The 24,081-nt window shown below is 69.9% G+C and carries 28 protein-coding genes; 14 read left to right on the top strand and 14 right to left on the bottom strand.

Annotated elements, in window-relative coordinates:
- Positions 1-98 precede the first annotated feature (98 nt).
- Positions 99-1,457, bottom strand: coding sequence for an alpha/beta fold hydrolase (locus GUY59_RS18930; protein ID WP_138201884.1), 1,359 nt, complete (start codon positions 1,455-1,457; stop codon positions 99-101).
- Positions 1,458-1,557: 100 nt separating this feature from the next.
- Between GUY59_RS18930 and GUY59_RS18925 the strand changes: the two genes are divergently transcribed.
- The 5 genes from GUY59_RS18925 (at position 1,558) to GUY59_RS18910 (ending at position 4,900) form a co-directional block, all read left to right on the top strand.
- Complete coding sequence (locus tag GUY59_RS18925) at positions 1,558-2,640, top strand: sensor histidine kinase (RefSeq protein WP_138201885.1); 1,083 nt, start codon at positions 1,558-1,560, stop codon at positions 2,638-2,640.
- Positions 2,637-3,275, top strand: a complete 639-nt coding sequence (locus tag GUY59_RS18920) for a response regulator (RefSeq protein ID WP_138201886.1) — start codon at positions 2,637-2,639, stop codon at positions 3,273-3,275. The genes GUY59_RS18925 and GUY59_RS18920 overlap by 4 nt, the downstream gene beginning before the upstream one ends.
- A gap of 185 nt (positions 3,276-3,460) precedes the next feature.
- Positions 3,461-4,015: a class I SAM-dependent methyltransferase gene (locus tag GUY59_RS18915; protein ID WP_236667278.1), complete on the top strand. Its 555-nt coding sequence runs from the start codon at positions 3,461-3,463 to the stop codon at positions 4,013-4,015.
- Between the two features lie 28 nt (positions 4,016-4,043).
- Complete coding sequence (locus GUY59_RS47530; protein ID WP_201761041.1) at positions 4,044-4,424, top strand: hypothetical protein; 381 nt, start codon at positions 4,044-4,046, stop codon at positions 4,422-4,424.
- A complete protein-coding gene (locus GUY59_RS18910; RefSeq protein ID WP_201761051.1) occupies positions 4,331-4,900 on the top strand; it encodes a fructosamine kinase family protein in 570 nt (189 codons plus the stop codon). Before GUY59_RS47530 ends, GUY59_RS18910 begins: the two co-directional genes overlap by 94 nt.
- A gap of 7 nt (positions 4,901-4,907) precedes the next feature.
- Here GUY59_RS18910 and GUY59_RS18905 read toward each other — a convergent pair whose 3' ends face one another.
- The 3 genes from GUY59_RS18905 to GUY59_RS18895 all read right to left on the bottom strand — a co-directional run bounded on the left by GUY59_RS18905 (position 4,908) and on the right by GUY59_RS18895 (position 7,348).
- Complete coding sequence (locus GUY59_RS18905; protein WP_236667277.1) at positions 4,908-5,399, bottom strand: hypothetical protein; 492 nt, start codon at positions 5,397-5,399, stop codon at positions 4,908-4,910.
- A 155-nt stretch (positions 5,400-5,554) separates the two neighbouring features.
- Positions 5,555-6,934, bottom strand: coding sequence for a dihydrolipoyl dehydrogenase (gene lpdA / locus GUY59_RS18900; RefSeq protein WP_138201888.1), 1,380 nt, complete (start codon positions 6,932-6,934; stop codon positions 5,555-5,557).
- 39 nt (positions 6,935-6,973) lie between these two features.
- On the bottom strand, positions 6,974-7,348 hold the full coding sequence (locus GUY59_RS18895) for a tautomerase family protein (protein WP_138201889.1): 375 nt from the start codon (positions 7,346-7,348) through the stop codon (positions 6,974-6,976).
- Between the two features lie 19 nt (positions 7,349-7,367).
- Between GUY59_RS18895 and GUY59_RS18890 the strand changes: the two genes are divergently transcribed.
- The 3 genes from GUY59_RS18890 to GUY59_RS18880 are packed head-to-tail and all read left to right on the top strand — an operon-like array spanning position 7,368 to position 9,691.
- Positions 7,368-8,018 (top strand): response regulator, encoded by a 651-nt coding sequence (locus tag GUY59_RS18890; protein ID WP_138201890.1) that lies wholly within the window; start codon positions 7,368-7,370, stop codon positions 8,016-8,018.
- A gap of 6 nt (positions 8,019-8,024) precedes the next feature.
- Positions 8,025-9,089, top strand: a complete 1,065-nt coding sequence (locus GUY59_RS18885) for a quinone-dependent dihydroorotate dehydrogenase (RefSeq protein WP_138201891.1) — start codon at positions 8,025-8,027, stop codon at positions 9,087-9,089.
- 47 nt (positions 9,090-9,136) lie between these two features.
- The gene (locus GUY59_RS18880; protein ID WP_138201892.1) at positions 9,137-9,691 is read left to right on the top strand and encodes a GNAT family N-acetyltransferase; all 555 of its coding nucleotides are present in this window, start codon (positions 9,137-9,139) and stop codon (positions 9,689-9,691) included.
- A gap of 36 nt (positions 9,692-9,727) precedes the next feature.
- Here the strand turns inward: GUY59_RS18880 and GUY59_RS18875 are convergent, their stop codons facing one another.
- The 4 genes from GUY59_RS18875 to GUY59_RS18860 form a co-directional block, all read right to left on the bottom strand.
- Complete coding sequence (locus tag GUY59_RS18875) at positions 9,728-11,320, bottom strand: beta-N-acetylhexosaminidase (RefSeq protein WP_138201893.1); 1,593 nt, start codon at positions 11,318-11,320, stop codon at positions 9,728-9,730.
- Entirely contained in the window at positions 11,317-12,192 is an 876-nt protein-coding gene (locus tag GUY59_RS18870) for an N-acetylmuramoyl-L-alanine amidase (RefSeq protein WP_138201894.1), read from the bottom strand. Before GUY59_RS18870 ends, GUY59_RS18875 begins: the two co-directional genes overlap by 4 nt.
- Positions 12,193-12,279: 87 nt before the next feature.
- Positions 12,280-12,528 (bottom strand): hypothetical protein, encoded by a 249-nt coding sequence (locus tag GUY59_RS18865; protein ID WP_132332749.1) that lies wholly within the window; start codon positions 12,526-12,528, stop codon positions 12,280-12,282.
- 166 nt (positions 12,529-12,694) lie between these two features.
- Positions 12,695-13,744 (bottom strand): LacI family DNA-binding transcriptional regulator, encoded by a 1,050-nt coding sequence (locus tag GUY59_RS18860; RefSeq protein WP_236667276.1) that lies wholly within the window; start codon positions 13,742-13,744, stop codon positions 12,695-12,697.
- Between the two features lie 145 nt (positions 13,745-13,889).
- Between GUY59_RS18860 and GUY59_RS18855 the strand changes: the two genes are divergently transcribed.
- Complete coding sequence (locus GUY59_RS18855; protein WP_246063834.1) at positions 13,890-14,540, top strand: TetR/AcrR family transcriptional regulator; 651 nt, start codon at positions 13,890-13,892, stop codon at positions 14,538-14,540.
- A 147-nt stretch (positions 14,541-14,687) separates the two neighbouring features.
- On the opposite strand, the gene bldC is transcribed toward GUY59_RS18855, so the two are convergent.
- The gene (gene bldC / locus GUY59_RS18850; protein WP_013133571.1) at positions 14,688-14,891 is read right to left on the bottom strand and encodes a developmental transcriptional regulator BldC; all 204 of its coding nucleotides are present in this window, start codon (positions 14,889-14,891) and stop codon (positions 14,688-14,690) included.
- 322 nt (positions 14,892-15,213) lie between these two features.
- Complete coding sequence (locus GUY59_RS18845) at positions 15,214-16,077, bottom strand: hypothetical protein (RefSeq protein ID WP_138201895.1); 864 nt, start codon at positions 16,075-16,077, stop codon at positions 15,214-15,216.
- Between the two features lie 103 nt (positions 16,078-16,180).
- On the opposite strand from GUY59_RS18845, the gene GUY59_RS18840 reads away from it, so the two are divergent.
- The 4 genes from GUY59_RS18840 to GUY59_RS18825 all read left to right on the top strand — a co-directional run bounded on the left by GUY59_RS18840 (position 16,181) and on the right by GUY59_RS18825 (position 19,911).
- On the top strand, positions 16,181-17,260 hold the full coding sequence (locus GUY59_RS18840; RefSeq protein WP_138201896.1) for a Glu/Leu/Phe/Val family dehydrogenase: 1,080 nt from the start codon (positions 16,181-16,183) through the stop codon (positions 17,258-17,260).
- 151 nt (positions 17,261-17,411) lie between these two features.
- Positions 17,412-17,639, top strand: coding sequence for a DUF3073 domain-containing protein (locus tag GUY59_RS18835; protein WP_132332746.1), 228 nt, complete (start codon positions 17,412-17,414; stop codon positions 17,637-17,639).
- A gap of 221 nt (positions 17,640-17,860) precedes the next feature.
- Positions 17,861-18,187, top strand: a complete 327-nt coding sequence (locus GUY59_RS18830; RefSeq protein WP_138201897.1) for an ABATE domain-containing protein — start codon at positions 17,861-17,863, stop codon at positions 18,185-18,187.
- 80 nt (positions 18,188-18,267) lie between these two features.
- Entirely contained in the window at positions 18,268-19,911 is a 1,644-nt protein-coding gene (locus tag GUY59_RS18825; protein ID WP_138201898.1) for an IS1182 family transposase, read from the top strand.
- 69 nt (positions 19,912-19,980) lie between these two features.
- Here the strand turns inward: GUY59_RS18825 and GUY59_RS18820 are convergent, their stop codons facing one another.
- Complete coding sequence (locus GUY59_RS18820) at positions 19,981-20,655, bottom strand: permease-like cell division protein FtsX (protein ID WP_138201899.1); 675 nt, start codon at positions 20,653-20,655, stop codon at positions 19,981-19,983.
- Positions 20,652-21,155 (bottom strand): RNA polymerase sigma factor, encoded by a 504-nt coding sequence (locus GUY59_RS18815; protein ID WP_132596404.1) that lies wholly within the window; start codon positions 21,153-21,155, stop codon positions 20,652-20,654. Before GUY59_RS18815 ends, GUY59_RS18820 begins: the two co-directional genes overlap by 4 nt.
- 214 nt (positions 21,156-21,369) lie before the next feature.
- Between GUY59_RS18815 and GUY59_RS18810 the strand changes: the two genes are divergently transcribed.
- Positions 21,370-21,615 carry a CGNR zinc finger domain-containing protein gene (locus tag GUY59_RS18810; RefSeq protein ID WP_252375002.1) on the top strand — a complete coding sequence of 82 codons (246 nt, stop codon included), beginning with the start codon at positions 21,370-21,372 and terminating at the stop codon, positions 21,613-21,615.
- A gap of 4 nt (positions 21,616-21,619) precedes the next feature.
- Here the strand turns inward: GUY59_RS18810 and purM are convergent, their stop codons facing one another.
- Positions 21,620-22,645, bottom strand: a complete 1,026-nt coding sequence (gene purM, locus GUY59_RS18805) for a phosphoribosylformylglycinamidine cyclo-ligase (protein ID WP_138201901.1) — start codon at positions 22,643-22,645, stop codon at positions 21,620-21,622.
- On the bottom strand, positions 22,642-24,078 hold the full coding sequence (purF, locus tag GUY59_RS18800) for an amidophosphoribosyltransferase (RefSeq protein WP_138201902.1): 1,437 nt from the start codon (positions 24,076-24,078) through the stop codon (positions 22,642-22,644). The genes purM and purF overlap by 4 nt, the downstream gene beginning before the upstream one ends.
- Between the last annotated feature and the right edge of the window lie 3 nt (positions 24,079-24,081).

Below are 24,081 nucleotides of genomic sequence, written 5' to 3'. Positions count from 1 at the left end.
CCCAGGCTTCACTCGTTCAAGAGAATGGAGCATCGCGCCTGCTCATAAGGGCTGGTCCGGGTGAGCAAACAACGACATGTCGTGAAAACGACAACCGGTCAGGAACACTCGGTGCCGCGGGGCGGGAGCTTGCCCGTGGTGACGTACGCGCTGACGTGGCCGATGACGCAGGCGTTGGCCATCGCGGCGAACAGGTTGTGCCCAGGACCGTCGAACCTGATCATCCGGCTGCCCTTGACCTGCTCGACGACCCGCGACGTCGGAGCATAGTCCAGCCACGTGCCCGCGCCCAGCATCGGCGGCACTTTCCCGGGCAGTGGCGACGGCGGGTTGGCGACCGGCGCGGGCCAGCCCGCGCAGGTGAGCGGGGCGTGCCAGGCCATCGGGAACGCCGCCCCCGTGTTGGGAGCGACCTGGCGCAGCCGCCTGACCGTGCGCGCCAGGTCCCGCTGGCTCTCGGTCCGGGGGAAGTCGAGACACTCCTTCACGCCGCCGCCCATGAGACTGGGGTACGGGTTCCGCCCGCCGGGCGCGAACCCGGAGGCGTCGCCGCCCTCCGCCACCTTGATCGCCGCGAGCAGGGCGTCCCACCCGGCGGGGCCGCGTCCGGCCTTCTGGCTGCCGAGAGCGCGCAACTGCGTGCCGTCGTAGCGGGCGTCCACCTCCGGGGCGGGAATCGGCTCCTTGTCGGCCTTGGCGACCAGCCTGCGCCAGCGCTGCTCCACGCCCTTGGGCGCCCAGGCGAAGAAGCGGTCCATCTGGTGTTCGCGGTCGCGGGCCATGGCGGTGAGCTCACGATCCCAGTTCGCGGCGCTGTGGTTGCCGGTGCCGTCGACGTACATCGTGCGCACCCGCGCGGGGAACTGCCGGGCGTAGGCTTGGGCGATGGTGCCGCCGTACGAGGTGCCGATGAAGTTCATCCGCTCCTCGCCGAGTGCCCGCCGGATGGCCTCGGCGTCGCGGGCGTCGCTCGCGGAGTCCATGTGGTCGAAGAGCACGGGGTCCGTGTCGCGGCACCGGTCACCTCTGACCTTGTTCGCGGCGGCGAGCCGGTCGAGCCCGGCCTGGTCACGCGGGAAGGCGGGGGTGCGCAGCAGGCTCCAGTCGCACTGGAGCACCGGCGTGCTGAGCCCGGGGTAGCCGCGCGGGTCCCATGTCACGACGTCCATGGACTGCCGGATCCTGGTGAAGATCTTCGCCACGGACCGCATTATGGCGATCTGGTCGCCCTGCGGACCGCCGAAGTTGATCATCACGGTGCCCTTCTTCTCGCCGGTCGCGGGCAGCCGGGCCACCTTGAGCGTGAGCTTCCTGTCACTGCCGGGGGCGAGCGCGACGGGCAGGTCCGCGCATCGCAGCTCGGAGGCGGTGTCCCCGGGGCAGGCCGCCCACGTGAGGTTCTGCGCGGCCGGGGCGGGTGTGGTGAGCACGGTGAGTGCCAGAAATGTACGGATCACGCCGACACGCTACGGAGCGGCCGGCCCGCCCGTCTGCCGCCGGAAGTCGCCGGAGGTTGTTCTCCAAAGTTGACCCGAGGGCGTGAGTAGGGTGAGGTTCATGGCCTGGTTTGTAGCGGTCGTGGCCGCCGATACGGCGCTGTTGTGGCTGGACAGGGCGCACGACTGGGCGCTGGCCGTGTACGCCGTGGTGACGGCCCTCGCCATGGCGGCCTCCCCGCGCAGGCCGCTCGCCGCCTTCCTGGTCGCCCTGACCCTGGCCCTGCAGACCGGCGGCTCGTACGCGCTGCTCGTCTGCACCGGCTACCAGGCCGGTCATCGCATCTCCGCGCGGCGGGGCCTGATCCTGGCGTCCCTCGCGACCGTCGCCTACCTCGGAGTGCTCCTGACGGTCGCGCAGCGCGCCTCGCTCGCGGCCGAGCCGTTCGTGGTACTGGCCCGCGTCGTGGTCCTGACCGCGCTGCCCGTGCTGGCCGGCCGCTACCTCGCCCAGCAGCGCGAACACCAGCGCAGGGAACGGGAGCTCACCGCCGAGCGCGAGCGGCTGCGCGAACGGCTGCGCATCGCCCGCGACATGCACGACTCGCTCGGCCACCTGCTCGGCCTGGTCTCGGTGCAGGCGGCCGCGCTGGAGGTCGCCGACCTGCCCGCCGAGCAGCGCGGCGCCGTACGAGGCCTGGCGGGCACGGCCCGTACGGCGATGGCGGAGCTGCACGAGGTGGTCGGCGCGCTGCGCCACGCGGACCGGCCGGGCGTGGCGGGCATCGACGAGCTCGTGGCCAGGGCCAGCGCGGCGGGGCTCACGGTGACGGTCGAACGTACGGGCCCGGCCGCGCCGTTCGCGGAGCCGGACGCCGGGCACGCCGCCCACCAGGTCGTCCAGGAAGGCCTGACGAACGCCGCCAAACACGCGCCCGGCGCACCCATCCGCGTGTCGCTCGACTGGCAGCCGGACGCCCTTCTGGTCGGCGTGGCCAACCCGGCCGACAACCGGGCCGACAACCCGGACGCCGACCCCGCCCCGCCGGCGGCGCCCGGCCGGCCCGGCGGCACCGGGCTGGCCGGGCTGGCCGAGCGGGTGCGCGCGGCGGGCGGGCTGCTGCGCGTGCACGCGGAGCCGTACGAGTTCCGGCTGGTCGCGATGTTGCCGCTGGCACGGGACGCGGTGGAGGCGTCGGCGTGATCGCAGTGCTGGTCGCCGACGACGAGCCGCTCATCACGGCCGGCATCCGCGCCGTCCTGGAGTCGGCGGGCGACATCGAGGTGGTGGAGTGTGTGGGCGACGGGCGCGCGGCCGTGCTCGCCGCCCGTCGCCGGCACGTGGACGTGGCGCTGCTCGACATCGCGATGCCGGTGCTCGACGGGTTGGCCGCGGCGGCGGAAATGGGGGAGACGCGGGTGGTGATGCTGACCGCGTTCGGGGACGAGGAGAACGTACGCCGGGCACTCCAGCGAAATGTTTCCGGATTTGTCCTCAAAAATTGTGAGCCAGGGGAATTAATCAGGGCCGTCCGGGCCGCGCACGCGGGGCAGGCGTACCTGTCCCCCGAGGTCACCCGGCACGTGCTCGGCATGGTCTCCTTCGACTTCGACGCGGGCGAACGCGGCCGCGACGCCGGGAGGCGGCTGGCCGCGCTCACCCCGCGCGAGCTGGACGTGCTCCGGCAGGTGGCGGAAGGGTTGTCCAACGCAGAGGTCGGCAGGCGCGTCCACATGAGCGAGGCGACGGTCAAGACCTACGTCAGCCGCATCCTGACCAAGCTCGGCTGCGCCAACCGGGTCCAGGCCGCCTTGCTGCTCCGCGATGCCACCCTCTGATAAATCATCGCCATTGCGGTGATTTCGAATGGTCTTTCCCGACTCCCTTCTTTCGCTCGCGGGGAAAGCGCGGAAAAATGCTGACCACATGTGCATCGCGTCTCGTGGCGAACCTGTTCCTCACGTTCCAGAGAATCTGGCAGAGTTCATTCATGGCCTTCGATCACAATGATCACTATCACGGGATGCTCCTCCGCCTGGTGCCCCGTGAGAGCCGCACCGCGCTCGACGTCGGATGCGGCACAGGACGATTCGCGCTGCGGCTCGCGCAGCTCGGCATGGAGGTCGACGCCGTCGACCTGTCGGCGCGGGTGATCGAGTCCGCCGTCGCGGCGTCGCCGGGTCGCGGGGGGCCGCGTTTCCGCTGTGCCGACATCACGGAGACCGAGCTGCCCAAGGACCACTACGACTACATCTCGTGCCTGGCGAGCATCCACCACGTGCCGTTCGGCACGGTCGCCACGCTGCGCGACGCGCTCGCTCCCGGCGGCATGCTCGCCATCCTGGGCTGCTACCGCGAGTCGACGCCCGCCGACCTGGCCTGGAGCCTGGCCGCCATCCCCGTGAACGCGGTGGCCAGGCTCGCCATGACCGGAAGGGGCGAGCCGTCGCCCGCGCCCGTCGCGCAGTCCCGGATGACGCTGACCGAGATCCGCCAGGAGGCGGACGTGCTGCTGCCCGGCTTCCGCCTGCGGCGGCTGCTGTTCTGGAGATACCTGCTCGCCTACCGCAAACCCTGACCCGGCCGGGGTGGTTGGATGGGCGCTCATGGACCTCCTTCTCGACCGGCTGCGCGCGGCCGGGTTCGACGCGGTCACGGCGCAGGCCGCGCACGGCGGGGTGGTGGCGCTGGCCGGGCTGGCAACCCTGCGCGACGGCTCCCGCGTGTTCGCCAAGACGTTGCGCGCGGGAGCCGATGACCTGTTCGAGGTCGAGGCGGAGGGGCTGCGCGCGCTGCGCGTCGCCGGCGTCGCCACGCCCGAGGTGCTGGCGGTGACGCCGCGGCTGCTCGTGCTGGAGCCGTTACCGCCGCGCCGCGACGACGACGAGCGGTTCTGGGAAGAGCTGGCCCGCGACGTCCCCGCCTGCACACGACCACGCGCGGCGACCGGTTCGGCTGGCACCGGGACGGTTGGCTCGGGCGCCTGAGGCAGGACAACACGTGGCACTCCGACGGTCACGCCTTCCTCGCGCAGCGCCGCATCCTGCGCTGGCTCCCCGAACCACTGGTGGAAGCCGCCTTCGACGCCGCCGAACGGCGCGCGCTCGAACGCCTCTGCGCCGCGCTGCCCGACCTGCTGCCGCCCCGGCCGCCGGTGCTGACGCACGGCGACCTGTGGCGCGAGAACGTCCTGTCCGGCCGGGCCGGCGGCGCCGCGCTGATCGACCCCGCTGTCTCCTACAGCTGGGCTGAGGCCGACCTCAGCATGTTGTGGTGCTCGCCGCGCCCGCCCGCCTCGGACCGGTTCTTCGAGGTGTACGCGGACGCGGCGGGTCTCGAGGCGGGCTGGCGCGACCGCCTGTCCCTGTTCCACCTGCGGGAGCTGCTGAGCAGCATCGCGCACGACGACTACGCCGCCGAGTGCGCCGAGGCCGTACGCGAGATCATCGCGCCGTTCGGCTAGCGGCGGCTCACTTCGCCGGCCGCCGGACCGTCGAGGCCAGCAGGAGCAGCAGCGCGCTCTGGGCGAGCATGCCGGGCGCGAGCGGGGGCGCGTTCCCGACCGACTTCGTCAGGGCCGACCACCACTGGGCGGGCGCCGACATGGAGTCCCACGCGGGGTCCATCGCGCCCATGCCGTGGTTGACGGACACGTGGGTGAACACGCCGTACGCCGCCGCGAGCAGCACCACCAGCGCGAGCACACGGACCACGGTCAGCGTGCCGGCGGCGTCGCCGAGCGCGACCAGCAGCAGCGCGACCGTCAGCAGCGCCAGCGTCACCCACGGGATCAGCTGCGTCGGGGTGCCCCAGTGGCGTTCGAAGGCGAGCTCGGCCGCCGCGCCCGCGATGCCGATCGCGACCAGGGCGAGCAGGCCGAGCCTGAGCATCGAGGGTCCGGCGGGGGCACGCCGGCGGTGGGCCGCCTGCACAGTGGTGTCTTCGGCGGGGGTGGAGGTCATACGGGACACCGTCCGATGCGAAGGGGGTCTTCGGTCGACTTCAAACTCTCCAGGCATCCTGGGAGAAAAATGGATGGTTTCTGAAGATCTGGTGAGAAAAGACCGCCGGGCCGGGCCGATCGGTACGGCGGCCCGCCGTACCGATCCCCGTGGACCTACATGTTGATCATGTGTCCGGCGAGGCCGTGCACGGCCTCCTTGACCGCCTCGCCGAGCGTCGGGTGCGCGTGCACGTTGCGCGCGACCTCGTGCACCGTCAGGTCCCACTGCTGCGCCAGGGTGAGCTCGGGCAGCAACTCGGTCACGTCGGGCCCGATCAGGTGGGCGCCGACCAGCTCGCCGTGCGTGTTGTCGCTGATGATCTTGACGAAGCCGGCACTGTCGCCCAGTCCGTGCGCCTTGCCGTTCGCCGTGAACGGGAATTTCGACACCTTCACGTCGTAACCCAGCTCGCGTGCCTGCGCCTCGGTGTAGCCGAAGCTCGCCACCTGCGGCTGGCAGTAGGTCGCCCGCGGGATCATCACGTAGTCGAGCTCCATGGTCTCCGCGTCGCCGATCGTCTCGGCCGCGATGACGCCCATGGACTCCGCGGCGTGCGCCAGCATGAGCTTGGCGGTGACATCGCCGATGGCGAAGATGTGCGGCACGTTCGTCCGGCAGCGCCCGTCGACGGCGATCGCTCCCCGGTCGGTCAGCGCCACGCCCGTCTTCTCCAACCCGTAGCCGTCGACGCGGGGCTGGAAGCCGATGGCCTGCATCACCTTGTCGGCCTCCAGCACCTGCGTCTGGCCGCCCTTGGTGACGGTGACCTTGACCGAGGAACCGGAGTCGTCGATGCCGTCGACGCGGGTGGAGGTCATCACCTCGATGCCGAGCCGCTTGTACCGCTTGGCCAGCTCGGCCGACACCTCTTCGTCCTCCAGCGGCACCACCCGGTCGAGGAACTCGACGATCGTCACCTTGACGCCGTAGTTGTGCAGCACGTACGCGAACTCCACCCCGATCGCGCCGGCGCCCGCGATGATGATGCTGCCCGGCAGCTTCTCGGTCTGGATCTGCTCCTCGTACGTCACCACGCGATCCGACAGCTGCGTGCCCGGGATGAGCCTGGTGGTGGCCCCGGCCGCGATGATGCAGTGGGAGAACGTGATGGTCTCGCCGTTCACCTGGAGGGTGTTGGCGTCCAGGAACGTGCCGCGACCGTCATATTCGGTGATGGCGTTCTTCTTCATCAGGTAGTGGACGCCCTTGACCCGCCCGTCCGCCACCTTGCGGCTGCGCTGGAAGGCCGCGCCGTAGTCGAAGCTGACCTCGCCGCTGATGCCGAAGGTCTTGGCCTCGTGGTTGAAGATGTGGGCGAGCTCCGCGTTGCGCAGCAGCGCCTTGGAGGGGATGCAGCCCACGTTCAGGCAGACGCCACCCCAGTATTTCTCCTCGACGACCGCGGTCCGCAGTCCGAGCTGGGCGGCGCGGACGGCGGCCGTATATCCTCCTGGACCCGCGCCGAGAACGACGACGTCATAGTGAGTGCTCATGAGTCGGACGATACCGTCCGGCCGCCGTCACCCCACACGTCAGACCTCCACGTTGTACGGCAGGGCGAGCTCATCGGCGGGAACTCCCCGGATGCCCCAGTTGACCTTGGGCATCTCGATGATGGTGATCTCGACGTTTTCCGGATCATAGCCGGATCTCGCGTAGATCTCCCGGATCAGCGCCCGCTTGGCGTCGTCGCTGCGGCCGGTGAAGCAGACCACCTCGATGATGAGATAGCCCTCGCCGCGCTGCGGGCAGACGAAGTCGTCGGCGTCCAGCAGCAGGAACCGGTGGAACCTCTTGTCCTCGGGCAGCCCCCAGGCGCTCACCAGACACGACTGGATCAGGTCCGACACCTCACACTGCCGGCCCGCCCACACGTCCCTGCGCCCGTACACCTTCACCTGTGCCATGGGGGCCAATATAGAAGGTGTGATCCGCATACTCCTCGCCGACGACGAGGCCATGATCAGGGCTGGTGTCCGGGCGATCCTCGCCTCCGACCCGTCGCTCGAGGTGGTGGCCGAGGCCGCCGACGGCAGACAGGCCGTCGACCTGGCCATCGGCCACCGGCCCGACGTGGTGCTGCTCGACATCCGGATGCCCAGGCTCGACGGGCTTGCCGCCGCGGCCGAGCTGCGCAAGGTGGCGCCCGGCGCGGCCGTGGTGATGCTGACCACGTTCGGCGAGGACGACTACATCGCCAAGGCGCTCGACGTGGGAGCCGCCGGGTTCCTGCTCAAGTCGGGAGACCCGCGCGAGCTGATCGCCGGGATCCACGCGGTGGCCGAGGGGGCGGCGTACCTGTCGCCCAAGGTCGCCCAGCGGGTGATCACCCAGCTGTCGGGCGGCCGGATGGCGAAAGGCGCCGAGGCGCGTGAGCGCGTCGAGAGCCTCACCGACCGGGAGCGGGAGGTGCTCGCCCTGCTCGGAGCCGGTCTGTCCAACGCCGAGATCGCCCGCAGGCTGCACATCGTCGAGGGCACGGTGAAGGCGTACGTGAGCGCCATCCTCAACCGGCTCGACGTCCGCAACCGGGTGCAGGCCGCGATCATCGCCTACGAGGCCGGGTTGGTAGCCTGACCCGTGATGTATCGCCTCGTGTTCACGCAGGTCTTGCGACGTTTCGACGCCGAGGCCGTGCACCACCTCACCGTGAGCGCCCTCGCGCTCCTCGCGCGGCTGCCGCTGCTCAAGCGGCTGCTGCACCGGGCGTTCGCACCGCACGACCCGGCCCTGCGGATGACGGCGTTCGGGGTGCACTTCCCCGGCCCGCTGGGGCTGGCCGCCGGGTTCGACAAGGACGCCGCGTGCGCCGAGGGCGTCGCCGCGCTCGGCTTCGGGCACGTCGAGGTCGGCACCATCACCGCGCACGGCCAGCCGGGCAACCCGCGCCCGCGCCTGTTCAGGCTGGTGCGCGAGCGGGCAGTGATCAACCGGATGGGCTTCAACAACGCCGGAGCCGCGGCCGCGGCCCGCCGGTTGCGCCGCACGCGCGGCGTCCCGGTCGTCATCGGGGTGAACATCGGCAAGACCAAGGTGGTGCCCGAGTCCGAGGCGGTGGCCGACTACGTCGCCGCGGCCAGGCAGCTCGCCCCCATGGCCGACTACCTGGTGGTCAACGTCAGCTCGCCCAACACCCCCGGCCTGCGCAATCTGCAGGCGGTCGAGCTGCTGCGGCCGCTGTTGACCGCGGTCAAGGAGGTCGCCGACGGCACGCCGCGCCGCACCCCGCTGCTGGTCAAGATCGCGCCCGACCTCGCCGACGAGGACGTCGACGCGGTCGCCGACCTGGCGGTGGAGCTCGGCCTCGACGGGATCATCGCGACCAACACCACGATCAGGCACGGCGGCGAGACCGGCGGGTTGTCGGGCCGCCCGCTCAAGGCCCGCTCGCTGGAGGTGCTGCGGCGGCTGCGGGGGAAGGTCGGCGACCGCCTCACGCTGGTGTCGGCGGGCGGCGTCGAGGACGCCGACGACGTCTGGGAGCGCATCCTGGCCGGGGCGACGCTGGTGCAGGGCTACACCGGCTGGATCTACGGCGGCCCGCTGTGGGCCTCGCGCATCCACCGGCAGCTCTCCCGCCGGGTGCGCCGCCACGGCATGAGCTCGATCGCCGAGGCCGTCGGCCGTACCGCCTGCACGCGCTCCTGACGCCGTAAGAACACCGCTGTGTGAGCGGGATCTCCTAAGGTGGGACGGTGATCCAAGAGGTACCCCTCCCAGGCGGCGTGGTCCTGCGCCCGGCCACCGACCGTGACGCCGAGCCGCTGCTGCGCGCCTACGTCCGCAACCGCGAATACCTGCGGCCATGGGAGCCGCGCAGGCCGGCGGAGTTCTTCACCCTCCCCGGCCAGCTCCACCGGCTGAAGGACCTGCTGGCCCAGCAGGGCGAGGGCCGGGCGATGCCGTGGTTGCTCACCGACGCCGAGCGGGTCGTGGGCCGCATGACGCTCAACAACATCGTCCGCGGCCCGTGGCTCAACGGCGACCTCGGTTACTGGATCGACGCCGACTACGCGGGTCGCGGCCTGACCACCCGCGCCGTCGTGGAGGTGTGCCGGATGGCCGACCAGGATTTCGGCCTGCACAGGGTCGCGGCGGGCACCCTGGTCGGCAACGCGGCCTCGCAGGCCGTGCTCCGCAAGGCCGGTTTCGAACTTGTCGGCACCGCGCCGCGCTACCTGGAGATCGACGGGCGCTGGCAGGACCACAGGCTCTTCCAGCGCGTACTCAACGACCGCCCGGCCTTCTGAGACCGGCGCCCCGATGACCTGACGACCCGACGACGCTCACAGGCTGGGCCGGGTCGACTCCGGGTCGTGCGTCATGGCCTCGATGTGCGCCATCCGCTCGGACATCGGTATCCGACTCGGCCGGTGCGGGCGCCGCCGCTGCCACGGGTGCGGCCCCGCGAGCGGCCGGTATTCCACCCCGATGGCGTCCAGCCGGCCCAGGTGCCGCTCCAGGCGGCCCGTGAAGCCGTCGTCGGTCCCGCCCGACCAGGCCACCTCGGCCAGGGCGCAGGCCCGCGGCCACAGCTTGTAGTCGACCGTACGGGCGTCGGGCACCCGCTCGCTCCAGAGTTGCGCCTGCGCGCCCACGACCCGGGCCCGCTCGTCGTCCGTCCAGTCGCCGGGCGCCGGGCGGAAGGCGGCGACGTCCTCGACGGTGATGGCGTCGCCGATGGCCCTCGGCTCGTCGGGGGAGCCCGACTCGGCGTAGTCGAAGTACAGCGGGAACACGGGGGTGGCGACCACGTCGTGCCCCGCGGCGGCGGCCCGGCGGCCCACGCCCATGCCGCGCCACGGCATGACGATCGTGTCCTGGCGCAGCTCGCCACCGACGAACGCCTCGTCCCACACCGCGGCCCGCGCGCCCCGCTCGGCCAGCGCGTCGGCCAGCCGCCGCAGGAACCACGCCTGCAGCTCGACCGACGTGGACAGGCCGAGGGAGCCACGGTAGGCGGTGATCTCCGCGGAGGCGCCCCAGTGGTCGAGCACCACCTCGTCGCCGCCGATGTGCACGTAGGGGGTCTCGCCCAGCGCCCCGATCAGCTCGTCGAAGATCGTGGTGAGGAACTCGACGGTCGGCGGCAGCGGCGACAGGATCGCGGGGGAGATGCCCCACCGGTCGAGCACGTCGTAACGCTCGCCGGTGGCCCCCAGCGAGGGGTAGGCGGCCAGGATCGCCGAGGCGTGACCGGGCACGTCGATCTCGGGCACGACCGTGACGCACCTGGCGCGGGCGTAGGCGCCGATCTCCGCCAGGTCGTCGAGCGTGTAGTAGCCGCCGTGCGGGACGTCGTCGTACTCCGCCGGTTCGTCGTGGGCGTGGACCGCCGTGCGCGGCCGGTGCGAGGAGACCTCGTGCAGCAGCGGGTAGGCCCGGCTCTCCACCCGCCACCCCTGGTCGTCGACCAGGTGCAGGTGCAGCCGGTTGAGCTTGTGCACCGCCATGAGGTCGATCAGGCGGAGCAACTCCCGCTTGGGGAAGAAATGCCGGGCCACGTCGAGGTGCAGCCCGCGCCAGGGGAAACGCGGCGCGTCCTCGATGCGCACCCCCGGGACGGGCCACGACGCCTGCTCGGAGAACCGGTAGGAGGTGTCGGGCAGCAACTGGTGCAACGACTGCGCGGCGTAGAACGCGCCCGCGCGCCCGCCGGCCACGATCTCGACACCCCTGGAGCCCGTCGTCAGCCGGTAGGCCTCCTCGCCGAGCGCGGCGTCCTGCCGGACGTCGATCTCACCCGAGTCACCCGGCCGCAGGTCGAGCATGGGAAGGGCGAGGCGTACGGCGTCGGCCAGGTCACCGGACACCGTGGCGCCCGTGGCCAGATCGCAGGAAACAGAGAGATCACTGTGCAGCGCAGGGTGAGGAATCATGCTTTGAGATAGTGCTGCAAACCGTTGGCCAAAGCCAGCGCGATCTTCTGCCGGAACTTCGGGCGCCTGAACTTGGCCGCCTCGGCGGCGTTGCGCATGTTGCCGCACTCGACGAAGATCTTCGGCACCGTCGACAGGTTGAGCCCGCCGAGGTCGCTGCGGTAGTCGAGCGCCTTCTTGCCGATGTAGGTGGAGTAGGGCAGGCCCGTGCCCTTGGCGAAGGCGTCGCGTACGGCGAGGCCGAGCCTGCTCGAACGGCCGACCACCTTGTCGACCGGTCCGTTGATCTTCTTGGGCATGATGACGTGGAAGCCGTGGTTGCCGGGCGCGGACCCGTCGGCGTGCACGGAGATCGCGGCGTCCGCCTTCGCCTTGTTGCCGATGGCGGCGCGACGGGTGATGCAGGGGCCGACTCCGTCGTTGCCCGACCTGGTCAGCTTGACCGTGGCGCCGCGCCTCTCGAGGATTCTGACCATCCGGGTGGACACGTCCCAGGTGAACGCGGCCTCGCTGTAGCCGCTGTCGGTGGCGGTGCCGGTGGTGTCGCAGGCCTTCTTCTTGGTCAGCACGTCGACCTGGCGGTTGATCTGCTTGGGGGCGCGGTAGTTGCCGCCGTTGTGTCCCGGGTCGATGACGACGACCTTCCCATCGAGCGGCCGTGCCTCCCGCGCCCGCTCGGCGCTTCCCGCGGTTCCGGCGGGCCCCGCGGTCTCGGCGGGATCGAGCGTCTTGGCGGGGGCCGTGGAGGAAGCCTCCTCCTCCGTGCTCGTGGTGGCGGCCTGACCTGTGGCGGCGTCACCGGTGCCGGTGCCGCCACACGCGGAGGCGATCAGGCCGCAGACGGCGAGGATCGTGACGGGAAGAGCACGCATGCCGTCCAACTTACGCGAGGCCCGCGCCCGGGACGGCCGATATGCCGAGTGTGGCGCCTGCGTGCCGCGTCCTCGCCGGGCGTGCTCTCACCAGACGCGCTCGCCGACCTCCTGCCGTTCGAGCAGGGCGGCGAGCTCCCGCGCGTCCTCGGCGTCTAGGCCGAGCACGACGCGGGGACGGCCCCACGGGTGGTCGAGCGAGTGGGCGACGTAGCTGGCGACCGACTCGGCGGTGGCGTCGCCGCCCCGCCCACGGCCCGTTCGCCAGTGGCCCCAGGCGCGTTCGAGCTCCGCCGCGGCGCGCTGGGCGCAGGACACCAGTTCCGGATCACGCATGACTGTTCCCCCGGATCAGACAGTGACCGGATCGAACCGGCCACTCTTAGCATGACGCTGACGAGTAAACCGGCGCGTCAGCGCGCCGCCACGCGGCTTGACCCAGGTTTGGGCAACAGGAGACCTGCTGCGGCTCCGGGTCGCCGCGGCAGGTCACCCGTTCGCCTCAGGCGGGGGCCGTGCTCCGTCGCACGATCAGCTCCGAGCGCACCTCCCGCAGCCGGGAGCTCTTGGCGGGGTCTCCGATGCGGTCGCTGAGCAGCGCGGCCGCCGACCTGCCCATGGCTCGGCGGGGCTGGTCGACCGAGGTCAGCGAGATGTGGCGGGAGGCCGCGAGGTGCGTGTTGTCGTAGCCGACCACCGACAGGTCCTCGGGCACGCGCAGGCCCAGGTCTCCGGCGGCCGACAGCACACCGAGCGCGACCGCGTCGCTGGCCGCGAAGATCGCCGTGGGCCTGGGGTCGCGGGTCAGCAGGGCGAGCGCCGCCTCCCTGCCGCTGTCCTCGGTCGCGTCCGCGGCCTCGACCATGATGTACGGCGCCAGCGAGTGCCTGCGCATCGCGACGAGGTAACCCTCGCAGCGCGACGAGCGGGGGCCCTCGATGTGCGCGATCCGCTTGTGGCCGAGATCGACCAGGTGGTCGATGGCCAGGCGGGCGCCCAGTTGGTCGTCGTCGACCACGATGTCGACGCCGTCGAGCTCGATGTCACGTTCCCCGACGACGACCGTGGGCGTGTAGGAGGTCGCCTCGATCAGCGTCTCGCTGGTCGGCGCGATTCCCAGCAGGACCAGCCCGTCGACTCTGAGCTCAAGGAAGGCCTCCACGGCCTCGTCCTCGAACGCCGGATCCCACTGGCTGTTCCCGATCAGCATGCGCAGACCGTCGCCGTGCAGGCTTTCCTGCAGTCCGTCGAGGAACTCGGCGTAAAAAGGGTTGTGCAGGTTGGCGACGAGCGCCCCCACCAGGTGGGTACGCCCTTCGACCAGGCTTCGCGCGACCGCGTTGGGCCGGTAGCCGAGTTCACGTGCGGCCTGCAGCACGGCCTGGCGCCGGTGCTCGCTCACGTGCGGGGATCCGCGCAGCACGAGTGAGACCAGCGATTTCGAGACGCCGGCTCGTTCGGCGACGTTGCGGATGGTGGGTCTGGGCCGAGGCAGGGTATCTACCTCTCTGAGCTCGGCGATGGATGACGTGTTGACGGGCGGTCCTGACATGTGTCTCCCCCGCGATGCGGATATGGGCACCTGTCTGACCAAACGATCGAGTTAGCCGCAGGGTACGGCCTCCGTTACAGAGAGCCCGATATTGGCCGAATAACCGCCGCCATCGGCGGGAGCACAGGTCGGATACTGTGCAGGTGTGACACCAGGCAGGTCGGCCGAGAAGGCGCGTCCGGCTCGGCGCAGGCTCAGCGTCGACCGGCGGCGCGAGGAGCTCATGGCGGCGGCTCTGGAACTGTTCAGCACGCGCGACGCGGAAGACGTCTCGATCGACGACGTGGCGGCGGCCGCGGGGGCTTCGCGGGCCCTGGTCTACCACTATTTCGGCGGCAAGCAGGAGCTCTACGTGGCCGCGCTGAGGAGCGCGGCGGAGCAGCTGGAGTCCCGGCTGCGGCCGCATGACGGAGGCAGTCCGCTCGACGAGCTGGCCTCCGGGCTCAAACGGTATTTCGACTTCGTCGAGGAGCACGCGGCCGGATTCGCCGCGCTCCTGCGCGGCGGTCCCGCCAACAGGGCGGGCGAGGTGGGAGAGATCGTCGACGGCGTGCGCCGGCGCCTTTTCCGCCTCATCCAGAAGCAGATGCACGTCGAGGAGCCCAGCCCGGTGCTGCGCACGACCCTGAGGTCGTGGATCGCCTCCGTGGAGACGGCCGGTCTCGACTGGCTCGAGCATCGCGACGTGGAGCGACCGACGCTCGAGAAGATGCTGGTCGATCACATGGTCGCGCTGCTCGGTGTCGCCGCGACATATGACGGCGACGTCGCCAGGCTGCTGGAGCGGCTGGCGTAAAGGTCGGGGGACGAAAACGGGGAAGAGTGGCGCCGGGCGGGCGGCGCCAACTTCCCATGCGACGTCACGTCGTCACACGGTGGACCGGGCCCCGTTGCGCGCCTGGTCCACCCTCAACCCCCCTGAGGTCCGTGACGACCCTCTCGGCTACTCCGAGCGCTGCTGCGGGATTCCCGCGAGCAGTGCGCGGACCTCGGTCTCCCGGTAACGCCGATGACCGCCGAGGGTACGAATCGACGTCAACTTGCCCGCCTTGGCCCACCGCGTAACGGTCTTGGGGTCGACCCTGAACATGGTCGCGACCTCAGCGGGCGTGAGCAGCGGCTCGGCCTCGGGTGTACGAGCTGACATTTGTGCGGCCTCTCCTCCGTGTGGACCGGCTTAGCGATCCTGTGACTGCCTTTGCGCGTGTCACGGATGTCCCCCTATGGCGCAGAGCGTGCGGCTTTTCTGAGCCATATGCGGCATCACCCGATGTGACCATACCGCCACGCAGAGCGATTGGCGAGCCCTTCTTTGACCCAACTGCCCGCCCCCGTGGCCATGTCACGCTCGGTGATTCTAGCGACACGGTTCGTGGTATCGCAGTGAAAACGGCAAACTACTCAGTTCGCAGAAGAGAGCAGCCGCGAGACGTGACCTACTTATGCAGGTCAGACGGCCGTATTGGGGTTCAGTTGGCAGATTCCAGTTGTTGCATTGACTTCCACCGCAGGATGACCCTCTGATACATGGCGTAGGCAAGTTCTTCTTGACCCGTGTCCAGGCCCGTGAGGGCCGCGGACAGCTCCGCGACCGACTGGTCCGCCTGCAGCGCGTCGTCGTCCATGAGGCGCACGAGGCCGCCGTAGTCGAGCTCCACCAGCGAGTGGGGATGGAACTCCTCCAACCACCTGGCGATGTCCTCGACGTCGAAGTTGGAGGCGACGTCGCCGAGGTGCCGGCGCAGCACGTTGAGCGCCCGCGCCGCCCGCCGCCTGGCCTGTGCCATGGAGGTGACGTAGATGAGGTTACGCCCCGTAGTCGTCGTCACGTCCTGCCCCGGGGCGGCGGCGCCGAGCACCAGCCAGCGCTCGTTGCCGTCGAACGGCACGAACCACGCCGGCGGCACGTGCCACGTCGTCGTGCGGATGTGCGTGCGCAGCGCGGACGACCCCGCCTTGCGCTTGTAGCGATCGAAGTCGTCGGCGGTCTGCTCGGCGATCGCCTTGGGCACGAGACGGTCCATCAGCTTCGCCGGTGTGGTGCCGCGCAGCCTTGAGAAGGCCAGCCACGAACGCAGGCGGGTCTGCCATGGGCAAACGTAGAGGCGGTCCTCAACGCGCCGCAGATAGGCGTTGGGGCTCTCCTGGGCGGGCACGGGCTGGGGAGGCATGCCGAGCAGACGGAGAACCGACTCGCCGTGCTCCGCATTGAGTGCGGTCGCGCGCCGCGGGCGGTCACGTGAGTCGGCGTAGTCGGCCCATACCTTGCGCTCGGGCTCGGCGAACGCGGTCAGTGGCTCATAGACGCGGAGGTAGGCGGCATAGGGCAGCACGGAGGCATCGTGTCACGAAGCGAACCCGCGCGCACTGTCGAGACTAGGCTGTTAGGCGATCTCCGCCGCGAAGGTGCGGTGGACCGGACAGGGAGTCACTACCGTGACCGACGTCTTTGGAGCGTCCCACAAGGACGTGCACGAGCAGGTCGTCTTCTGCGCCGACGAGCAGAGCGGCCTGCGTGCCATCATCGCCATCCACAACACGGCGCTGGGCCCGGCGCTGGGAGGCACCCGCTTCTATCCGTACGAGAACGAGCAGGCGGCCCTGGCCGACGTGCTCAACCTCGCCAAGGGCATGTCCTACAAGAACGCGCTGGCCGGCCTCGACCTCGGAGGCGGCAAGGCCGTCATCATCGGCGACCCGGCGCGCGACAAGAGCGAGGCGCTGCTGCGCGCCTACGGCAGGTTCGTCGAGTCGCTCGGCGGACGCTACATCACCGCCTGCGACGTGGGCACCTACAGCGAGGACATGGACGTCATCGCCCGTGAGTCGCGCCATGTGACGGGCCGCACGCAGGCCCACGGCGGGGCCGGCGACTCGTCCATCCTGACGGCCTTCGGCGTGTTCCAGGGCATGCGTGCCTCGGCCGAGCGCGTCTACGGCACGCCGTCGCTCCACGGCAGGAGGGTCGGCGTCGAAGGGGTCGGCAAGGTGGGTCACCGCCTGGTCGAGCTCCTGCGCGAGGACGGCGCCGAGGTCGTGATCTGCGACGTCGACCCCAAGGCGGTCGAGCGCGTGCGCGTGCGCCGCCCCGAGGTCGACGTGGTGGCCGACGCGCGGGCCCTGGCCCGCTGCGACATCGACGTCTTCGCGCCCTGCGCGCTGGGCGGGGTGCTCGACGACGACATGGTCACGGAGCTTCGCGCGAAGATCGTCTGCGGAGCGGCCAACAACCAGCTCGCGCATTCCGGCGTGGAGAAACAACTCGCCGAACGTGAGATCCTCTACGCGCCCGACTACGTCGTGAACTCCGGCGGCGTGATCCAGGTCGCGGACGAGATCGAGGGCTTCGACATGGAACGGGCACGGTCCAAGGCGACTCAGATCTATGACACAACGCTGAAAATTTTCGCGATAGCGGCCGACGAGGGCGTTCCTCCTGCTGTTGCAGCAGATAGGCTGGCGGAGCGCAGAATGTCGGAAGTCGGGCGGATAAGGGCCATTTGGCTGGGCCAGTGACGCCCCGCGCCCATACGACGTACCGAGCTGGGCACAAAACAGGTACGGTAATAGGCGAACGATAGGCTGACGCCCGGAGTCAGGCGGCGTCAGTGTGTGGTGCGTTAGCGACGAGGGGTCGGGGACGACCCCACACGAGGGGGTCGAGCCAATGGGGCGCGGCCGAGCAAAGGCCAAGCAGGTCAAGGTTGCTCGCCAGCTGAAGTACAACAGCGGTGGCACGGATCTTGACCGTCTTCGCGACGAACTCGGGGTCGGAGACTCCAGCCGCAACGACGACGCCGACGACCTCAACGATGAGCTGGCGGATCGCTATGCCGATTACGCCGATGACTATGGCGCAGGAGAAGACGACGACGGCCGTGCCGGCCGCCGATAGCCGTTCTCCTGGGTGACGGGGTGGAGGGCCCGGCGTACGCGCCGGATCCTCGCCCGCACTCGTCGGGCCCCACGGGCAACCGTGGGGCTTTCGTCACGTGGGCCGCTTGTGAATGGCCCCCTCGTTGAGGGCGCCGGGTCGCCGGCGCACCGCACGATCAGCGCCGGGGTCCGGGACACGAAGCGGCTAATGCGTCAACGGCCGGGCCGTAGCATTAGCGTATGGATCTGCTGACGGGCGAGCCCCTCGCACTCGACCTGGTCAACACACGCTTCCACACCCCGTCGAGCGTCGATCACGACGCCCTGGCCACCGCGGAGGGCCTTCATGCCTGGCTCGCGAAGCAGGCCGGCCAGCTGGCCCTGCCCGAGATCTCTCTCGGGCCCGCCGACCTGGCCGCCGTCCGTGACCTGCGCGGCCACGTGGAGCGAGCCCTGGAGGCGGTGCGCCAGGCCACACCTCCGCCGCCCGAGGCGATCGCCGCGCTCAACCAGGCGCTTCGCGCCGTCCCCGCCTATCCCCGCCTGGAGACACCGTTGGCGAAATAGATTAAACAGAAGCGGCCCCATGATCACAGATGTGATCATGGGGCCGCTTCTGTTGTTCTCGCTCGCGGATGGAGTCGTGGGTGTCGCTACGTTCGACTGGGTCAGATCAGATCCCTGCAGCCACCCTGGCGGTAGCGCGAGCTGCCTTCCCGAAAGGAAGCCTGGCGATCCGTATCCGAGATGCGTTGGGTGTCCTGTTCCAGGACGAGGACTTCGCCGTAGCCTTCTCCACTCGTGGCCGTCCGGCGCTGTCACCTGCCCGGCTGGCGTTGGTGTCGATCCTGCAGTTCGGTGAAGGGCTGTCCGACCGGCAGACGGCCGAGGCCGTGCGAGCGCGGATCGATTGGAAGTACGCGCTCGGGCTGGAGCTGACCGACGCGGGCTTTGACTACTCCGTGCTCAGCGAGTTCCGGGATCGCCTGGTCGTAGGGTCGCTTGAACAAAGCCTGCTCGACACGATCCTGGAGCGAGCGGTAACTGCCGGGCTGCTTCGCGCTGGCGGTCGGCAGCGGACCGACTCCACCCACGTGCTCATGGCCATGCGTACGATGAATCGGCTGGAGCAGGTGCATGAAACGGTGCGCGCCGCGCTCAACGCGCTGGCCGCCGCAGCCCCCGGCTGGCTGCTGGCCCAGGCCGAACCCGGATGGTTCGAGCGCTACGAGGCCCGCGTTGAGGACTATCGACTACCCAAGAACAAGGCTGAGCGCATCCAGCTCGGCCACGAGATCGGCGCCGACGGGAACGGCGTCCTGCGTGCGGTGTACTCACAGAGCGCTCCTGGATGGCTGCGCGACATCCCCGCGGTTCAGGTCCTGCGCCACGTATGGATCCAGCAGTATGTCACCATCGAGGAGCAACTGCGTTGGCGAACCCCTGACGAGCAGCCGCCAGGCACTCTCCGCCAAATCTCGCCCTACGACGGCGACGCCCGATCCGGAACCAAGCGCGACTCGCACTGGGACGGCTATAAGGTTCACCTCACCGAGACCTGCGACACCGACGCCCCACATCTGATCACCAACGTGATCACCGCACCGTCGCCCGGCAGCGACTACGAGGCCACCGGCCAGGTTCAGGAGTGCCTGGCTTCACGGAAGCTGACGCCGGCGGTGCATCTGGCCGACAAGGGTTACATGAGCGCGCACAACCTCGCACGCGCCGATCGTCGCGGCATCGAACTGCTGGGACCGATGATGCCCGACAATGCCTGGCAAAGTGCCGAGGGCAACGGCTTCGCCGTCAGTGACTTCACCATCGATTGGGACAACCGTGTCATGACCTGTCCGACCGGAGCCACCAGCTTGCCCTGGGCCAGCGAGATCGATCAAGGCGGGACTCCGGTCATTCGTGTGCGCTTTTCGATGCGTGACTGCAGGGACTGTCCCAGCCGGGACCTTTGCACCCGTGGTACCAAAGGCCGACGTATCACCCTGCGCCCGCGAGAGGAGCATGAAGCTCTGCAACGTGCCCGGCGGAGACAAAGCACCGACGAATGGCAGCAACGCTACGCTCACCGGGCAGGTATCGAGGGCACCATCGCCCAAGGTGTCAAAGGCTTCGGCCTGCGGCGGTCCCGCTACCGCGGGACCGCCAAGACCCATCTCCAGCACCTACTCATCGCCGCGGCGATGAACCTCACCAGGCTCGACGCCTGGCTGACCGGAACGCCACTGGCCCCGACCCGCACCTCTCACTTTGCCGCTCTGCGTCCAGCAGCATGATGCGTAGGCGTTTTCGTCTGCCTTCTCCCGGGAAGTGAAGGTTGCACGGCAAGCGCAGTGAGGACGGCTTCACTCTGCAGGCCGGCTTGTGGATGCCGGTGGCGTCTGCGGAGCAGGAACCTGTTCGAAGGCGTTCGAGACCCCGGGCATGCTCTTCGCCCTTGTGATCACTGGACTGTAGTCCGCGCCGGGCTCCATGATGACGAGAAACGACTCGTTCATGTCCTCGGTCTCTACGTCGGTCATTTGAGGAGCGAATTTGCGGAACCTGGCGAGTGCGGCGGCCTGGTCCTCGAAGGTGACGCTCACGACCCCTGGCAGTTCGCCCAGCGTTCGCTCGACGTCTGCTTTTTGCTGTTCGGTGATCGCGGTACCCCTCCCCGGTGGGTCGGCCATGATGCCTCCGCACGCGGGCCATGGGGAGTCCTGCTTGCATAGAAAGACCCTGATTCCCGGCTCTTTCGAGCTCATGAGAACGAACTGGTGCAGGCTTGATGTCCTGACGTCGTGATCCGTTGCGGCACTGTGATCCGGTGACGGGGCAGCATTGGGCGCCAGTGCGACCGCGGCCACGATGCCGGCGAGGGCGACAGGTGCGGCCACGGCCATAAGCCGCAACCGGAGGGAGATACCGCGACGGCGACGGGTGGCGAAGGCGCGCGCGAGGTCGGCTTCGCGGCGGCGCTGGTAGGCGTCCTCGGTGTTGGGGCGCAAGGAGGTGATCAGGCCGTTGAGGTCGTTCATGACTGCTCCAGGAACGTGGGCTGGATGAGGTTGAGCGCGTCGGTGAGACGGCGACGGGCGCGGTGCAGCCGTACGTTGAAGGTGCGAGCCGAGCAACCGGCGATCTTCGCGGCCTCGGCCGGGGTGAGCCCGTACCAGCTGGCCAGCAGCACGGCCTCGGCATCGAGCTCGGATAGCTCCGCGAGCGCTGTCAGCGCCGCCTGCCGCTCGGCCACCTGCTCGGCCACGTCGTCGGCAGGGGCAAGTTCGGCGAGCCGCGCGACCAGGTTGTGCCGGCGCGCAGTGGTGCGACGTTGCGTCCGTACCAAGTTGCGAGCCACGCCGAGCAGCCACGGCAGCGGTGGCTCCGGTAGGCGGCTGAGTTTTCGCCACGCGATCACAAAGGTCTCGCTGGCGATGTCCTCAGCCGTCTCCTGATCGGCTCGCAGCAGCACGTAGCTGAGCACGCTGCGGTAGTGCTCCTCATACAGCGCGGTGAGTCGCGCTTGTGAATCGTCCACGCCTGGTAATGACCTCAACAGCCCCTCGATTACATGTCCAGGGAGAAATGATCTCTAGGATCCCCGTCCCAACGTTCTTGGTATGTGTGATCTCAGCGGTGAAACCGGGCCAGGCACACGTCCCCCGACACGTGATACGCCCCGTGGTCACAGTGGTGATCACGGGGCCGCTTCCGTCTTATCTACTTCGCCAACAGGGTCTCCCCGCCTGGAAGTGCGGGGCGCGGTGTTGCGGCGCGGCACGGCGCGCGACGGCACACCGCTCGACCGTCTGCTGGCCGAACTGGCCGAGGCCGCCGTGGCCCTGCTCACCGACCCCGACGTGGGCAAGGTGCGCGGCTGCGAAGGGCCGGGATGCCGTCTGCTCTTCCTCCCGGCCCATCCTCGGCGGCGCTGGTGCTCGCCCGACCTGTGCGGTAACCGCGTCCGCGTGGCCCGCTATTACCAGCGGCACAAGTGACCGCTCAGCGGTAGCGCGCCCGGCCCTCGCCCGGCACGACCTCGCCCAGCACCCAGGCGTCGAGGCCACGGGCCGCCAGCATCCTGACGGCCTCGTCGGCCGAGCCGGCGGCGACCACGGCGGCCATGCCGACGCCGAGGTTGAACGTACGGTCCATGTCGTGCTGCGCGATCGAGCCGAGGCCCGCGAGCACCCCGAACACCGCCGGCGGCGTCCACGACGAGCGGTCGAGCAGCGCGTCGAGGTGACCGGGCAGCGACCTGGACAGGTTGTTCTCGATGCCGCCGCCCGTGATGTGGGCGTAGGCGTGCACCTCGGCCGAGCGCGCCAGCTCCAGGCAGTCGAGGGAGTAGATCCGGGTGGGCTCCAGCAGCTCCTCGCCCAGCGGCCGCCCCAGCTCGGGCAGCTCGGTGTCGAGGGAGAGCGAGGCCTCGCGCAGCACGTGGCGCACCAGCGAGTAGCCGTTGGAGTGCACGCCCGAGGAAGCCAGCCCGAGCACCACGTCACCCGCGCGCACCCGCGAAGGGCCGAGCAGTCCGGCCGCCTCGACGACGCCGGTGCCGGCGCCCGCGAGGTCGTATTCGTCCGGCCCCATCGCGCCCGGGTGCTCGGCGGTCTCGCCGCCCACCAGCGCGGCCCCGGCCAGCCGGCAGCCCTCGGCCACTCCGCCGACGATCTCGGCGACGCGCTCGGGCACCACCTTGCCGCAGGCGATGTAGTCGGTCATGAACAGCGGCTCGGCCCCGCAGACCACGAGGTCGTCGAGGACCATGCCGACCAGGTCGATGCCGATCGTGTCGTGCCTGCCGTAGCGCTGCGCGATCATGACCTTGGTGCCGACGCCGTCGGTGGAGGAGGCCAGCAGCGGCCGCCGGTAGCGCAGCAGGGCCGAGGCGTCGAAAAGGCCCGCGAAGCCGCTGGCGTCGTCGACCACCTCCGGCCGGCGGGCCCGCGCCACCTTGTCCTTCATCAGCGCGACGGCCAGGTCACCGGCCTCGATGTCGACCCCGGCGGCCTCGTAGGTGCTCATGCCTTGCTCTCCAGGACGAACTTGCCCACGTTGTCCTCGTCGATGGGAATCGGGTAGGAGCCGGTGAAGCACGCCATGCAGAGGCGGTCGGCGGGAATGGTGGTGGCCCTGGTCAGGCCCTCCAGCGAGATGTAGCCGAGCGAGTCGGCCCCCAGCGAGGCGCGGATCTCCTCGACCGTCAGCGAGCCCGCGATCAGCTCGGCCCTGGTGGCGAAGTCGATGCCGTAGAAGCACGGCCAGGCCACGGGCGGCGAGGAGATGCGGACGTGCACCTCCTCCGCGCCGGCCTCGCGCAACATCCTGACGATGGCGCGCTGGGTGTTGCCGCGCACGATCGAGTCGTCCACGACGACCAGGCGCCTGCCCTCCACGACCTCGCGCAGCGGGTTGAGCTTGAGCCGGATGCCGAGCTGGCGGATGGTCTGCGAGGGCTCGATGAACGTGCGGCCGACGTAGGAATTCTTCACCAGGCCCTGGCCGTAGGGGATGCCGCTCTCCTGCGCGTAGCCGACGGCCGCCGGCGTGCCCGACTCGGGCGTGGGGATGACCAGGTCGGCCTCGACCGGGTGCTCGCGGGCCAGCACGCGGCCCACCTCGACCCTGGTGACCTGGACGCCGCGACCGGCGATGCTGGTGTCGGGACGGGCGAGGTAGACGTACTCGAACAGGCAGCCCTTCGGCTCGGCCAGGGCGAACCTGCGCGAGCGCACGCCGCGCTCGTCGATGGTGAGCAGCTCGCCCGGCTCGATCTCGCGGACGAACGTGGCGCCCACGATGTCGAGCGCCGCCGTCTCGGAGGCCACCACCCAGCCCCGCTCCAGGCGGCCCAGGACCATCGGGCGCACCCCCTGCGGGTCGCGGGCGGCGTAGAGCGTCGTCTCGTCCATGAAGACCAGTGAGTAGGCGCCCTTGACCTGCGGGAGCAGCTCGGCGGCGGCTTCTTCGACGGTGCGCGTGCGGTCCTGGGCGAGCAGCGAGGTCAGGACCTCCGTGTCGGTGGTCGCCCTGGTGGAGCCGGGGACAAGGCGCTGCGCCAGCTCCGGCGTGTTGATCAGGTTGCCGTTGTGGGCGAGCGCGAGGCCGCCGACCTCGGTGGAGCTCAGCGTGGGCTGCGCGTTCTCCCACACGCTGGAGCCGGTGGTGGAGTAGCGGCAGTGGCCGATGGCCAGGTGGCCGCGCAAGGTGCCCAGCACCGACTCGTCGAAGACCTGGGCGACCAGGCCCATGTCTTTGTACACGAGGATGCGGCTGCCCTCGCTGACCGCGATGCCTGCGGACTCCTGGCCGCGGTGTTGCAACGCGTACAGCCCGTAGTAGGTGAGTTTGGAAACTTCCTCGCCTGGCGCCCAGACGCCGAAGACGCCACAGGCGTCTTTGGGAGCTTGGTCTTGGGGGTCCAGGTCATGGCCGAGCCGGCCGTCGCCCTTCAGCACATG

Source organism: Nonomuraea sp. K271 (genome assembly GCF_009908215.1).
GTDB classification, from domain to species: domain Bacteria; phylum Actinomycetota; class Actinomycetes; order Streptosporangiales; family Streptosporangiaceae; genus Nonomuraea; species Nonomuraea longispora.
This window is presented reverse-complemented; position numbering and strand designations above follow the sequence as displayed.

Bases quoted from the DNA above. Each gene is read 5' to 3' on its own strand.
- GUY59_RS18915 (WP_236667278.1), top strand. From the start codon at position 3,461: ATGCTCCTCCGCCTGGTGCCCCGTGAGAGCCGCACCGCGCTCGACGTC.
- lpdA (WP_138201888.1), bottom strand. From the start codon at position 6,934: ATGAGCACTCACTATGACGTCGTCGTTCTCGGCGCGGGTCCAGGAGGA.
- GUY59_RS18830 (WP_138201897.1), top strand. From the start codon at position 17,861: ATGGATCTGCTGACGGGCGAGCCCCTCGCACTCGACCTGGTCAACACA.
- GUY59_RS18835 (WP_132332746.1), top strand. From the start codon at position 17,412: ATGGGGCGCGGCCGAGCAAAGGCCAAGCAGGTCAAGGTTGCTCGCCAG.
- GUY59_RS18905 (WP_236667277.1), bottom strand. From the start codon at position 5,399: ATGACCTCCACCCCCGCCGAAGACACCACTGTGCAGGCGGCCCACCGC.
- bldC (WP_013133571.1), bottom strand. From the start codon at position 14,891: ATGTCAGCTCGTACACCCGAGGCCGAGCCGCTGCTCACGCCCGCTGAG.
- GUY59_RS18875 (WP_138201893.1), bottom strand. From the start codon at position 11,320: ATGATTCCTCACCCTGCGCTGCACAGTGATCTCTCTGTTTCCTGCGAT.
- GUY59_RS18865 (WP_132332749.1), bottom strand. From the start codon at position 12,528: ATGCGTGATCCGGAACTGGTGTCCTGCGCCCAGCGCGCCGCGGCGGAG.
- GUY59_RS18870 (WP_138201894.1), bottom strand. From the start codon at position 12,192: ATGCGTGCTCTTCCCGTCACGATCCTCGCCGTCTGCGGCCTGATCGCC.
- GUY59_RS18895 (WP_138201889.1), bottom strand. From the start codon at position 7,348: ATGGCACAGGTGAAGGTGTACGGGCGCAGGGACGTGTGGGCGGGCCGG.
- GUY59_RS18820 (WP_138201899.1), bottom strand. From the start codon at position 20,655: ATGAACGACCTCAACGGCCTGATCACCTCCTTGCGCCCCAACACCGAG.
- GUY59_RS18860 (WP_236667276.1), bottom strand. From the start codon at position 13,744: ATGTCAGGACCGCCCGTCAACACGTCATCCATCGCCGAGCTCAGAGAG.
- GUY59_RS18885 (WP_138201891.1), top strand. From the start codon at position 8,025: ATGTATCGCCTCGTGTTCACGCAGGTCTTGCGACGTTTCGACGCCGAG.
- GUY59_RS47530 (WP_201761041.1), top strand. From the start codon at position 4,044: ATGGACCTCCTTCTCGACCGGCTGCGCGCGGCCGGGTTCGACGCGGTC.
- purM (WP_138201901.1), bottom strand. From the start codon at position 22,645: ATGAGCACCTACGAGGCCGCCGGGGTCGACATCGAGGCCGGTGACCTG.
- GUY59_RS18925 (WP_138201885.1), top strand. From the start codon at position 1,558: ATGGCCTGGTTTGTAGCGGTCGTGGCCGCCGATACGGCGCTGTTGTGG.